The sequence below is a fragment of the Mesorhizobium sp. B2-2-3 genome (genome assembly GCF_006442405.1).
Classification (GTDB): domain Bacteria; phylum Pseudomonadota; class Alphaproteobacteria; order Rhizobiales; family Rhizobiaceae; genus Mesorhizobium.
This window is the reverse complement of sequence record NZ_VFWC01000003.1, coordinates 305,994-318,880: the sequence shown is the minus strand read 5'-3', so window position 1 is coordinate 318,880 and position 12,887 is coordinate 305,994. Positions and strand designations below refer to the sequence as shown.

The 12,887-nt window shown below is 63.7% G+C and carries 10 protein-coding genes; 4 read left to right on the top strand and 6 right to left on the bottom strand.

The genetic code is table 11. The annotated features are described in order from the left end of the window. Nucleotides 1–44: 44 nt before the first annotated feature. The 4 genes from mepA to FJ951_RS07505 all read right to left on the bottom strand — a co-directional run bounded on the left by mepA (nucleotide 45) and on the right by FJ951_RS07505 (nucleotide 3,999). Nucleotides 45–1,127, bottom strand: a complete 1,083-nt coding sequence (gene mepA, locus FJ951_RS07520) for a penicillin-insensitive murein endopeptidase (protein WP_140514164.1) — start codon at nucleotides 1,125–1,127, stop codon at nucleotides 45–47. A gap of 145 nt (nucleotides 1,128–1,272) precedes the next feature. Then, nucleotides 1,273–2,175 (bottom strand): SDR family oxidoreductase, encoded by a 903-nt coding sequence (locus FJ951_RS07515; RefSeq protein ID WP_140514163.1) that lies wholly within the window; start codon nucleotides 2,173–2,175, stop codon nucleotides 1,273–1,275. Then, nucleotides 2,172–3,326 carry a tRNA epoxyqueuosine(34) reductase QueG gene (gene queG, locus FJ951_RS07510; protein WP_140514162.1) on the bottom strand — a complete coding sequence of 385 codons (1,155 nt, stop codon included), beginning with the start codon at nucleotides 3,324–3,326 and terminating at the stop codon, nucleotides 2,172–2,174. The genes FJ951_RS07515 and queG overlap by 4 nt, the downstream gene beginning before the upstream one ends. Then, nucleotides 3,307–3,999 carry a glutathione S-transferase family protein gene (locus FJ951_RS07505; RefSeq protein ID WP_140491712.1) on the bottom strand — a complete coding sequence of 231 codons (693 nt, stop codon included), beginning with the start codon at nucleotides 3,997–3,999 and terminating at the stop codon, nucleotides 3,307–3,309. The genes queG and FJ951_RS07505 overlap by 20 nt, the downstream gene beginning before the upstream one ends. A 319-nt stretch (nucleotides 4,000–4,318) precedes the next feature. On the opposite strand from FJ951_RS07505, the gene FJ951_RS07500 reads away from it, so the two are divergent. Continuing rightward, the gene (locus tag FJ951_RS07500; RefSeq protein WP_140491714.1) at nucleotides 4,319–5,125 is read left to right on the top strand and encodes an undecaprenyl-diphosphate phosphatase; all 807 of its coding nucleotides are present in this window, start codon (nucleotides 4,319–4,321) and stop codon (nucleotides 5,123–5,125) included. 244 nt (nucleotides 5,126–5,369) lie between these two features. Further along, on the top strand, nucleotides 5,370–7,010 hold the full coding sequence (locus tag FJ951_RS07495; RefSeq protein WP_140514161.1) for an ABC transporter substrate-binding protein: 1,641 nt from the start codon (nucleotides 5,370–5,372) through the stop codon (nucleotides 7,008–7,010). A gap of 287 nt (nucleotides 7,011–7,297) precedes the next feature. Here the strand turns inward: FJ951_RS07495 and FJ951_RS28390 are convergent, their stop codons facing one another. Further along, the gene (locus FJ951_RS28390) at nucleotides 7,298–7,747 is read right to left on the bottom strand and encodes a hypothetical protein (protein WP_246671689.1); all 450 of its coding nucleotides are present in this window, start codon (nucleotides 7,745–7,747) and stop codon (nucleotides 7,298–7,300) included. 836 nt (nucleotides 7,748–8,583) lie between these two features. On the opposite strand from FJ951_RS28390, the gene FJ951_RS07480 reads away from it, so the two are divergent. Continuing rightward, entirely contained in the window at nucleotides 8,584–9,663 is a 1,080-nt protein-coding gene (locus FJ951_RS07480) for a hypothetical protein (protein WP_181172207.1), read from the top strand. A 127-nt stretch (nucleotides 9,664–9,790) separates the two neighbouring features. Here FJ951_RS07480 and lepA read toward each other — a convergent pair whose 3' ends face one another. After that, a complete protein-coding gene (gene lepA / locus FJ951_RS07475; RefSeq protein WP_140514160.1) occupies nucleotides 9,791–11,596 on the bottom strand; it encodes a translation elongation factor 4 in 1,806 nt (601 codons plus the stop codon). Nucleotides 11,597–11,804: 208 nt separating this feature from the next. Between lepA and FJ951_RS07470 the strand changes: the two genes are divergently transcribed. Next, nucleotides 11,805–12,884: a TadE/TadG family type IV pilus assembly protein gene (locus FJ951_RS07470; RefSeq protein ID WP_140514159.1), complete on the top strand. Its 1,080-nt coding sequence runs from the start codon at nucleotides 11,805–11,807 to the stop codon at nucleotides 12,882–12,884. Nucleotides 12,885–12,887 lie beyond the last annotated feature (3 nt).

The window sequence follows — 12,887 nt, the reverse complement described above, 5'->3', positions numbered from 1 at the left end:
GACGAATGAACGGCGGCGAAGCGCCGGGGCGTCAAATCACGCGGTCAGTTTCCCGGCCGTGGCCGCGGCACCGGTACGCCGATCTCGGGCGTCGCGGTGAAGGCGTTCACCATGCCCGGCAGGCCGGCCGTGCCGCTGGCCGCGGTGGCGGGCAGCGACGGCGCTTCGGGTTCGGGCGCGGCGACCGCGACCGGCACGGCGCCGCCATGGTAGGTGGCTGCCTCGACCGAGGCCGGCCCGGGCGCGTCGAGCACGGCGCGGCATTCTCTCGGCAGGTTCGCCATGGTCATCAGGTCGCGCGCCTTGGGCGCATCCGGGTTCTTGTTGGGCCGCCACGGTTCCTGCGTGAACCACCAGGCCAGCGGCTTGCCGCAGCCATCGTCGGCCGGGGTCGCTTCCTGCGCCTTGCAATTGGGCGAGCCCGGCTGGCAGCCGATGCGCATGTGGAAGTGATAGTCGTGGCCCCAGAACGGCCTGATCTTGCGCAGCCAGGAGCGGTCGCCCCTGACGGTGTCGCAGAGTTTCTTCTTGATGCCGGGATTGACCAGGATGCGCTCGACCTCGGGATAGCTCGCCGCGCGCTTCAAAAGCCGCGTATGCGCCGACGTCCACAGCGCGTCCTTCACCAGATGCGTCTTTTCGTCGACCATCAAGGTCGCGCTCATCGTCTCGCGCCGCGCCATCGACAGCGGACGGCTGGGCATCGGCGTCAGCCAGATGTCGGCATCGAGCCCGATCTGGTGCGAGGCATGGCCCGTCAGCATCGGGCCGCCGCGCGGCTGCGCGATGTCGCCGATCAAAAGGCCCGGCCAGCCGTCGGCGACGGCATCGCGCGACAGTTTCTCGACCAGCGCGATCATCGCCGGATGGCCCCAGCGGCGATTGCGCGACGGCCGCATCACCTGCCAGGTCGGGCCGTCCATGGGGATGGCGACGCCGCCGGCAAAGCAGCCCTTGGAGTAGAAGCCGAAGGATTGCGGCGCGGCCGCCGCCGGCAGTCTCTCGGCGCCGAACAGGTCCTTTGCCCGTTCCTCGGCCATTGCCGGCCGCGCGGCAAGACTTGTGAGGGCGAGCAGGCCAAAAGCCGCCAGCTGTGAACGCTTGCCGAGCCGCATCGCTGCCTCCATGAACCCCCGCCGCAAACCCAAGCCCGAATCATAGCACGCAATGGACGTTGCTTCGATCGCCGGAGCGGTTCCGTTTTTCACAAACCGGTCAACCGCCCTGTTTTCTTTTCCGACGCATTCCGACCGAACCGTGGCACGGAATGCGTCAGCGTTTCATCGGGCTGCGCGGCGCGCCGTCGCGCCAGTCGCCGCTTGCCCACATATGGTCGAAGGCGGCGCGGTAATCCGGGAAGCGGAGCCGGTAGCCCGTCGCCTTGAGCGCCGCGTTGGCGACGCGCTTGTTCTCGCCATAGAAGGACCGCGCCATGGGCGAAAGTTGGGCGGCCTCGAAGGGAATTTCGGGCGGCGGTGTGATGCCCATCAGCGCGGCGGCATAGGCCACCACGTCCTGCGGCGGCGCCGGCTCATCGTCGGTGACGTTGAAGATGCCGCCTGTATTATCCCCGATGAGATGCCACAGCGCGCCGGCTATGTCGTCGCAATGGATGCGGTTGAACACCTGGCCGGGCTTGACCAGCCGCCGCGCGGTGGCGTTTTCCAGATTGACCAAGGCGTTGCGGCCGGGACCGTAGATGCCGGAGAGCCGCAACACCGCCACCGGCCGGCCGATCTCGCGGCCAAGCCGCAGCCAGTCCTGCTCGGCCGCCATCCGCATCGCCGAGCGTTTCGACACCGGCCGGCATTGCGTCGTCTCGTTGACCCAGGCGCCGCCATGGTCGCCATAAACGCCGACGGTGGAGAGATAGCCGATCCATTCAAGCGCGGGCATCCGGACGATCGCCTCGCGGGCGGCATTCAGCACGGGATCGCCGGCCTCCTCGGGCGCGATCGAGATCACCAGATGGGTTGTTGTCGCCAGCGCGTTGGTGAGTTCGCCGGTCAGCGCGCCATCGAACAGCAGCGGCGCGATGCCGGCCTGGCGGAGCGCCTCGAATTTTTCCGCGGAGCGCGTCGTGCCGCGGACCGTCGTGGCGGCATCGCGGTTGGCGCGCGCAAAAGCCTTGCCCGAATAGCCGGCGCCGAAGATGAATATCCGCTTTTCGCTCATGCAGGCGCCCTGGCTGGAACCGGCCGCGCCCATTCCTCGCGCACGGCCGCGTCGCTCTCGGTTTTCAGGCCGGCTGCGGCGCGTTCGGCATATTCGGCCTCGGGCACCAGCCGCGCCAGCGCCCATATTGCCGCGCCCCGCACCAGCGGCGAGGCGTCGGCGAGCAAGGCGCGCACCGCGCCGGCAAGCGCTGCATCGCCGGAATTGCCGGCGGCGATCAGCACGTTGCGGACAAAGCGGTTGCGGCCGATGCGCTTGACCGGCGAGCCGGAAAAGAAGGCGCGAAACGCCGTGTCGTCCAGCCGCAGGAGATCGGCCAGCGCCGGCTCGCGTAGATCGTCACGCGCGGCGAGCTTGGCCTCGGAGGCCACCTTGGCGAACTTGTTCCACGGGCAGGCGGCGAGGCAGTCGTCGCAGCCATAGATGCGGTTGCCCATCGCCTCGCGGAATTCATGCGGGATCGGCTCCTTGTTCTCGATGGTGAGATAGGAGATGCAGCGCCGCGCATCGAGCCGGTAGGGCGCCGGGAAGGCGCCGGTCGGGCAGGCGTCGAGGCAGGCGCGGCAGGAGCCGCAATGGTCCTCCTCTGGGACGTCCGGGACCAGTTCGGCGGTTGTGAAAATGGTGCCGAGGAACAGCCAGGAACCATGCTGCCGGCTGACCAGATTGGTGTGCTTGCCTTGCCAGCCGAGCCCGGCGGCCTCGGCCAGCGGCTTTTCCATGACGGGGGCCGTATCGACGAAGACTTTGACGTCGCCTCCCGCCCGCGCCACGATCTTGCCGGCGATTTCCTTCAGCCGGCCCTTCATCACCTCGTGATAGTCGCGGTTTTGCGCATAGACCGAGATCGCGCCCCGGTCGCGCCTGGCCAACAGGTCACGCGGATCGTGGTCCGGCCCGTAATTCATCGCCAGCACGACGATCGAACGCACCTGCGGCCACAGGCTTGACGGCTCGCTGCGGCGTTGCAGCGTCTCGGCGATCCAGCCCATGGAGCCGTGGAACCCGTCTTCGACAAAGGCGGCGAGCCGGGCCGGCGCCAGCGGGATCGCATCGGGGGTGGTGACGGCGACCGCCTCGAAACCGGCGCGCCGCGCCTGCGCGTCGATCAGCGCGCGCAGTTTTGCGGCGTCAGAAGTCGAGGTCCGCATAATGCGACACCGGCGACAGGCCGCGCACCCGGTCGGTCAACAGCGGCCGGAACGAAGGCCGCGACTTGACCCGCGTGTACCATTCGCGCGCGGCGGTGTGCTCACGCCAGTCGATCTCGCCGAGATAGTCGAGCACCGACAGGGTGGCGGCGGCGGCAAGATCGGCATAGGTGACCCTCGAGCCGGCCAGCCAGTGGCGGGTGCCGGCCAGCCAGTTGGTGTATTTCATGTGCTGGCGGATGTTGGCCCGCGCCGCGCGGATGGCGGCCGAATCGGGCGAGCCGCCGCCGGCGGTTTCCGGCATGACCGGCTTCAGCACGCGCTCGCGCACCAGATGCCGGGTGACCTCGCTCTCGGCCTTGTGGAGATACCAGTCGGTGAGCCGGCGGATCTCGGCGCGCTGCATCGGATCCTCGGCGAACAGGCGCTTGTCGCGCTTCAGGACGCCGCGCGTCTCGTCGAGATATTCCGAGATGACCGTGGCGCCGACGATCGGCACGTCGCCCTCGGCCAAAAGGATCGGCAGCGTGCCGGCCGGGTTCAGCGCCAAGAACTCCTTGCGCCGCGTCCACGGCTTCTCCTCGATCAGCGCCAGCTCCTCGCCATACTCGCCGAAAGCGAGGCGCACGAACCGGCAGGAGGCGAACATGGGATGATGGAAAAGCGTCAGCATGGTTCCGCGATGATAAAGCGCACTGGTGGTTTGGATTTGAAGTTCCTGTCCCCTCAACGGCATCCGCGTTCAGGAACTTCAAATTCAAACCACACCAGAACTTGAAGTTGGCAGTGTGGCTCAGAATCCGGAATTCGCGCATCGCGCTCCTCCCGGGTATGGCGAATTCCGGATTGCCACACTGGCGAATCGCCGGGCGCACCGGTAAGTCTTGGCCGCCCGATCAAGCGGGCCGTCAGGGTGTTGCGACCTATAGGGGGAGTTCGGCGCCATGACAAGCAAGCCCTGTCAGCCCATCCAGCGAATGCCGAGGTAGCCAATGGAAAGCCAGACAATCGTCGAAGCCCTGCTGCTCGGTCTGCTGGAGGGATTGACCGAGTTCATTCCGGTGTCCTCGACCGGCCATATCCTGCTCGCCGGCCATTTTCTCGGCTTCCACTCGACCGGCAAGGCCTTCGAGATCCTGATCCAGCTCGGCGCCATCCTGGCCATTCTGAGCGTCTATTTCCGGCGCTTGTGGCAGATGCTGCTCGACCTGCCGCATGACCGGCTGACGCGGCATTTCGTCATCGGCATCCTCATCGCCTTCCTGCCGGCGGCCGTCATCGGCGCGCTGGCGCATGATTTCATCAAGACCATCCTGTTCGAATCGCCGCGGCTGATCTGCATCATGCTGATCATCGGCGGCGTGGTGCTGCTCGCCGTCGATCGCATGAAGCTCAAGCCGATGTACCGCGACGTCGAACGCTTCCCGACCCGGCTTTACCTGCAGATCGGGCTGTTCCAGTGCCTGTCGCTGATCCCCGGCACTTCACGCTCGGGCTCGACCATCGTCGGCGCGCTGCTGCTTGGCGTCGACAAGCGGGCGGCGGCGGAATTTTCCTTCTTCCTCGCCATCCCCACCATGGTCGGCGCCTTCGCCTTTGACCTGTTCAAGAACCGCAACGTGCTGACGTCGGCCGACCTGCCGATCATCGCCGTCGGCTTCGTCGCCGCCTTCGTCACCGCGCTGCTCGTGGTGCGCCTGCTGCTCGATTACGTCTCGCGCAAAGGCTATGCGCTGTTCGGCTGGTGGCGGCTGGTGGTCGGCATCGTCGGGCTCGCCGCGCTGATGATCTGGGGGTGACCTCGTCATCCACGGGCGAAGCAAGGAGCGCAGCGACGCCGCGCAGGCCCGTGGATGACGAAGGTGAAGGCCTTCGCGCGCCCCCTTCATGCGAACCTCCTGCGGAGCAGCGCACAAGTCCTGCGGATTCCAGAACACTCCGCTGCGTAAGCTCGCCCTATCATCCCTCAGGCAATGGCGTCCGGCGAGCCGCATCCGCCCCCGCGCAGGCGGCCGGCCGGGCGCCCAACAAGAGGGAACGACGATGAAATTCATGCTGACCGACAGGAAACTGCACCCGAAAGCCAAACCCGTCGCCGAGGATTTCAGGAGCGGCGCCATCAACCGGCGCGAATATTTTGCGCTGATGGCCGGGCTCGGCGTCAGCGCCGCCGGCGCCTTTGCCCTGGGCGGGCTGGCCCCCACGCCCGCCCGCGCGGCGGAGCCCAAGAAGGGCGGCGTGCTGCGCGTCGCCATGAACGTCAAGGGGTTCAAGGACCCGCGCACCTTCGACGGCGTCGAAATGTCCAACGTCGCGCGCCATTGCAACGAATATCTCGTACGCTGGAACACCGATTTCTCCTTCGAGCCCTGGCTGCTCGAAAAATGGGAGATGAGCGACGACGCCAAGACGCTCACGCTGCATGTGCGCAAGGGTATCACCTGGTCGAACGGCGATGCCTTCAACGCCGACGATGTCGTCCACAACCTCAACCGCTGGTGCGAGGCCGGCGTTGCCGGCAATTCGGTCGCCGCGCGCATGGGCGCGCTGGTCAATGCCGACACCAAGAAGGTGGTCGATGGCGGCATCGAGAAGGTCGACGACTTCACCATCAAGCTCAACCTGCCCAAGCCGGACATTTCGCTGATCGCCGGCATGGCCGACTATCCCGCTTTGATCATGCACCGCTCTTATGATGGCGACGGCGATCCGCTGAAGGCGCTTTCGATCACCACCGGCCCTTGCGAGCTGGTGAAGTGGGACGCCGAGACGGGAGCCGAGGTAAAGCGCAAGGACAAGCCCTGGTGGAAGGGCGAATTCTACCTGGATGGCATCCAGTGGATCGACTACGGCTCCGACCCAAACGCCATGCTGTCGGCGTTCGAATCCGGCGAGATCGACACCGACCACGAGACCGCCTCCGATGCCGTCTCGCAGACCGAGCAGATGGGCCTGAAGAATTCCGAGATCGCCACCGGCTCCACCATCGTCGCCCGCTTCAATGTCGCCAACGCGCCCTATGACGACGTCAAGGTGCGCCGCGCCGCCCAGCTCGCCGTCGACAATTCGGCCGTGCTGGCGCTCGGCCTCGGCGGCCGCGGCAAGCCCGCCGACAACCACCATGTCGGCCCCATGCACCCAGAATATGCCGATATCGGCCCGGCCAAGCGCGACGTGGACGCCTCGAAGAAGCTGCTGGCCGAGTCCGGCAAGGCCGACCATGAATACGACCTCATCTCGGTCGACGTCGAATGGCAGAAGAGCACCGGCGATGCGATCGCCGCGCAGATGCGCGAGGCCGGCCTCAAGATCAAGCGCACCGTGCTGCCCGCCGCCACCTTCTGGAACGACTGGAGCAAATACCCCTTCTCCTGCACCGAATGGCTCGGCCGCCCGCTCGGCGTCCAGGTGCTGGCGCTGGCGTATAAATCGGGCGCCGCCTGGAACGAAAGCGCCTACGCCAACAAGGAATTCGACGAACTGCTCGACAAGGCGCTCGCCACCCCCGACGCCGCCCAGCGCAAGGAGATCATGGCCGGCATCGAGAAGAATTTGCGCGATTCAGGCATCATCATCCAACCCTACTGGCGCTCGGTCTACCGGACCTATCGCAAGGGCATCGAAGGGTGCGAGCAGCACCAGGCGCTGGAACAGCATTTCGAGAAGGTTTGGATTGAGGGGTGAGGCCAGCGCCGACCTGATTTCCTCGCCCCCACGAAAGTGGGGGAGAGGCGGCCCGGCGAAGCCGGGACGGAGAGGGGGACGCCCTCCGCGAAGCCAAAACCCGGTCAGGATTGAGAGCTGGCTGGCATGAAAGAAAATCCTCTCAGGAACCCCTGAAACAACCTCCCAGCGCCGCGCAGACCCCTCTCCGTCCCGGCTTCGCCGGGCCACCTCTCCCCACTGCGTAGGGCGAGGAACCAGCGCCATCCTGCCGCCCATCAGCATCGCCAGTGCTAGCCGCTTGATCGTCAGGTGAGGCAGCGCCAACGCTGGTTCTTCCTTCTCCCCTTGTGGGAGAAGGTCAGCAGCGTCAGCGCCCCGTTTCCATGCAGCAACGAGTGCAGTGAGCCGCATCCACAAAGCAAAGGTTTTCGGCGCGCTGACCATGACAAGCGCTGGCGCCCAAAGCGAGATGCCGCCGACCTAGGAGGGCACGCTGGCCCCCAGCCCCGCCGCATTTCCGCTATCAGCAAGGTCTCGCCGGCAAGAAAGGTCAGGAAGCCCGCGGCCACGCAGTCATTTCCCAGCCGCTGGTATTTCATCGTCAGCAGTGCGGCGGCCACGACCAGAGCCACGCCGTCGATCGCCCAGAGTGTTTCGCGGAACGGAGCGCTGGCGACGAAGGTGCCGGCGAGGCCGAAGACGCCGCCGATGGCGAGGCCGAGAGAGGCGACGATGTCCAGAGAGTTGCTGCGCACTTTGATGCCCCCCAAGTTGCAAGGGTACGCCAGGTTGGGGCGTTCTCAAAGCGTGGGCACCGTGGGCCAAAGGCGATAAGGACCCGGAGAGCGATTTTGGCCGGGAGACAGCAATATTGTGTCAATTAGCTAGGGCTGGTAGCCAACAATCGAATCCGCCATATTGGAAATACACGATTCGAGTTGATTCGGATCGCCACCTTCTCGCGACGTTGCCCTTCGAGCCCGGGGCAGCTGCTCCGGGAAAGGAGGTGATTGCGATGCAGATGCGTTTTGTGTGGGATGAAGCTAAAACCGTCTTTGTACGGGAATATCTTCGTCTCAGATACGGAAGGTGGGAGACCGTAGTGTCCCATTTTCGTAGGCCGCCACGCGCCAACGTGGCGACCTACTAAGGTATCTTAGAGCGATGGGGCGGGCGGTTCTATAAGGGGCCGTCCGCTCATTTTCTTAGCGCACCACGAATCAGAAGCGGTGTCGAGCACAATCCGTGGCATGGCCGGATTCGACGGTCAATAACTAATCAGCTACTAATTAGTTATGGCGAAGGGGCAACAAAAGGCTTCACCGCTCAATCCAAGTTTGCCTCCAGAGACACTCAAGTATCTGAAACGGCTTACAAAGACGGGCGTGCATGGCAAGACTCCGAGCGAGGTAGCTCGTGTCCTAATCTGGGATCAGATCAAAACGCTGATCCGAGAAGGTGTCATCGATTGGGACATAGAAGGAGGCGATGAAGATGGCTAACGTGGGGCTTTGCAATTCTATTATCGCCGCTGAAGCGTTTGAGGCTATCCTTCATCAGTGACGGTTTCGGCTACTAACGGGAGTACCGGTTGCAATTCGAATTCACTAATCCTCAGACCGATTTTGAAAGGGCCATCGGCGGGTCGTTTTCGATCAACGCGTTTGGCTCCATTCATGTAGGAGATGGGCTGAAGTTTCGTGAATTTTTGAATAGATCGGCGCCTCCCTCTCGGACGACTGTTTACATCGACTCGACCGGCGGGAACGTTGACGAAGCCATGGTCATAGGTCGAGCGATACGGGACCGCTGGTTCTCCACGTCGATCGGCAAGTACCTTCTTGATCCTAATGAAATCTCCAACGTTTCACATCTTATGGTTCCTCGAGTGTGGCTGCCTGGCAAATGCATGAGTGCCGCAACTCTGGTCTTCATCGGCGGTAAGCTACGGTACTTTCCGCAAGGGTCAGAGTTTGGAGTCCATCAGTTCTCCTTCAAAAACCCATCACCCGACAATGTTAGTCAATCGCAAGTACTCTCGGCAAAGATCGCCCGCTACATTGCGGATATGGGAATATCTCCCGATTTTCTTGAATTCTCATCATCGGTCCGAAGCGACACCATACTCTTGGCCAACGAGAACAATCTAAAAGTTCTGGGCGTGGCGACAGGTGGTGAAACGGATGTCGATTGGACGGTGCAAGCACGCGGCATGATCTACGCTCGTGGAGAAAGAGATTCACTCTATGGTCATCACAAGATTCTATTCGGTTACATCAAAGGATCGGGATTTATTTTTTGGGCTGTAATAGAGGCTCAGGGAAGAGAAGATCAGATGATCAGCTTTGAGTTGGTTGAGATTGTTTTAAACGGTGAAGAAAAACGAATCGATATTTCAGATAGGTGTGCACGCGTACCGAGCGGCGGTATTTATGTGAACGTGTTCGTCAAAATTACGGAAACCGAAGCTCGGGCAATTGCATATTCGACCAGTGTCGGTGTCCATATTCGATTTTCATCGGACGCTCCTGTATTTCTCGGCATTGCAGCAATGACGACAGCGGGCGGAACAGAGCAACTCGAAACGATTTACAATGCATTCTCCGCCGATGATTTGGATGAGTCCTTGCCGATCGCCGAAGATCGTCCTCCACCACCGCCCGCAGAATAACCCACCGCCCAGCTCCCACTGCCGCGCTGGCGGGGGCCCGCTGCCTCCGGCAGCTCCCCCGCTTTCGAACCCTGCCATCGATCCACCGGATCGATGACTTGGTGCGCTACACGCGCCAACCGGCTTCTCAATCCCCCATCTTCAGCGCCTGGATAAACGCCTCCTGCGGGATATCCACCTTGCCGAACTGGCGCATCCGCTTCTTGCCCTCTTTCTGCTTGTCCAACAGCTTGCGCTTGCGGCTCACGTCGCCGCCGTAGCACTTCGCGGTGACGTCCTTGCGCAGGGCGGAAATGGTTTCGCGGGCGATGACCTTGCCGCCGATGGCCGCCTGGATCGGGATCTTGAACAGATGGTGCGGGATCAGTTCCTTGAGCTTCTCGCACATCTGGCGGCCGCGCTTTTCCGCCGCCGTGCGGTGGACCAGCATGGAGAGCGCGTCGACAGGCTCCTCATTGACCAGGATCGACATCTTCACCAGGTCGCCCTCGCGATAATCGGTCAGGTGATAGTCGAACGAGGCATAGCCCTTGGAGATCGACTTCAGGCGGTCGTAGAAATCGAACACCACCTCGTTGAGCGGCAGGTCGTAGGTCAGCATGGCGCGCTTGCCGACATAGGAGAGGTCGGCCTGGATGCCGCGCCTATCCTGGCAGAGTTTCAATATGCCGCCGAGATAGTCGTCGGGGGTGAGGATGGTGGCGCGGATCCACGGCTCCTCGATGGCCGAGATCTTCACCACGTCGGGCATGTCGGCCGGGTTGTGCAGCTCCTTCACCGAGCCGTCATTGAGCAGCAGCCGGTAGACGACGCTGGGTGCCGTGGCGATCAGGTCGAGGTTGAACTCGCGCTCCAGCCGCTCCTGGATGATTTCCAGATGCAGCAAGCCAAGGAAGCCGCAGCGATAGCCGAAGCCGAGCGCGGCACTGGTTTCCATTTCATAGGAGAAGGAGGCGTCGTTGAGACGCAGCTTGCCGACGGCGGCGCGCAGATCCTCGAAATCCGCGGCGTCGACCGGGAACAGGCCGCAGAACACCACCGGCTGCGCCGGCTTGAAGCCGGGCAAGGCGTGCGCGGTCTGGCGCTTGTCCTCGGTGATGGTGTCGCCGACGCGCGTGTCGGCCACTTCCTTGATCGAGCCGGTGAAGAAGCCGAACTCGCCGGGGCCGAGCTCCTCGACATTGATGCGGGCGGGCGTGAACACGCCGGTGCGCTCGACCAGGTATTTGGCGCCGGTGCCCATCATGCGGATGGTCTGGCCCTTTTTCAGCACGCCGTCGATGACGCGCACCAGCACGATGACGCCGAGATAGGCGTCGTACCAGCTGTCGACCAGCATCGCCTTCAAGGGCGCGGTCGCGTCGCCCTCGCGCGGCGGCGGCAATTGGTGGACGATGGCTTCGAGCACATCGGGAATGCCAAGGCCGGTCTTGGCCGAGATCAGCACGGCGTTGGAAGCGTCGATGCCGATCACCTCCTCGACCTGCTCGCGGATGCGCTCGGGCTCGGCGGCCGGCAGGTCGACCTTGTTCAGCACCACGACGATCTCGTGGTTGTTGTCGATGGCCTGGTAGACATTGGCGAGCGTCTGCGCCTCGACGCCCTGAGAGGCGTCGACCACCAGCAGCGAGCCTTCGCAGGCGGCCAGCGAGCGCGACACTTCATAGGCGAAGTCGACATGGCCGGGCGTGTCGATGAGGTTGAGGATATAGTCCTCGCCATTGTTGGCGCGGTATTTCAGCCGCACCGTCTGCGCCTTGATGGTGATGCCGCGCTCGCGCTCGATGTCCATCGAGTCCAGCACCTGCTCCTTCATGTCGCGCAGCTCCAGCCCGCCGGTGAGCTGGATCAGGCGGTCGGCAAGGGTGGATTTGCCATGGTCGATATGGGCGACGATGGAGAAATTCCTGATGTGGTCGAGGGGCGTGCTCATGCCGCGCGCTTTAGCAGGGGCGGCTTGCTGCGGCAAGGCTTGCGGCGCAAGGCGCCCCCGGTCATCACAAAGCGGTGAGCCGGGCGGAAAAGCCCGAAACGGCCGGCGGGCACGGCCGGATGCTTAAACTTTGAACGATCCTCTTAGACCCCGGTTTGCCGGCGCATGTTAGTTCCCCCGCAGGTAACCGTTTTTTGGGGTAAGAAAAATGCCGGGGCTTGCAGGAAAGTTCGCCCGCTCTCGCGGCGGCGCGATGATGCCGCTGTTCTTCATCAGCCTGGTGCCGCTGGTCACCGTCGTCGGCTTCTCGGTCGATTATACGTCGGCGGTCCAGACCCGGTCCAACATGCAGCAAGCGCTCGACGCGGCGACGCTGGCCATCACCACGCTGCCGAAGACGACGACGCTGGCGACCCGCCAGCAAATGCTCCGGGACACCTTTGCCGCCAATGGCGGGCAAGGCACCGCCACGCTGGTGAGCTTCACCATCGCGGCCAACGGCACCGCCACGGCGCAGGCCTCGGCGAGCTTCGCCATGCCGACCGACTTCATGCAGATCGCCAGGATCGACACCGTGCCGGTCGGCGTCACCTCGGCGGTCAACAAGGCGGCGGCCCTGGTGCAGACCACCTTCAAGATCGAGAAGGCGTCGGGCTGGTGGGACAAGACGATGTATCTCTACGGCACGCGATTCGGCTCGACCACGAAGCAAAAGCTGATGCAGATCAGCTATGTCTACAACAAGGGCGGCGACCCCAAGGGCTATGGCACCACCACCGTCTCCACCGTCAGCGGCACCACGCTTACCCAGGTGCAGCAGCAGGTGTGCAACACCACGACGGTCGCCAATTTCGACAACACGCCCTCCGGCGCCATCACCAGCACCGACGGCAACGGCGTCATGCGGCAGACCGTCTGCACCACCACGCCGGCCAACAGCACCGGCGCGGTCATCGACGTCAGCCAGATGGACCAGCTCTATCTGGAGATGGACGTGCCTTCCGCCGCGACGGCCAAACCGGCCCAGCCGACCACGCTCAGGTCGAACGACCCGAACACCTCGAACCGGCTCTATATCGGCACCAGCCCGACCGACATGCCCGAAATCGCCACGGGCCAGACCGTCGATATCTTCACCGCCGTGCCGTGCGGCCAGACAGGCTACCAGGCCTGGGAAGACGGCGGCTCCGCCGTGCCGGCGCCTGTCGTCAACGCCGACTTCTTCTACACCGTGATGGGCAAATGCGACTTCAACCAGCGCCCCTCGCAAACCGTGCTGACGCAGTGACAC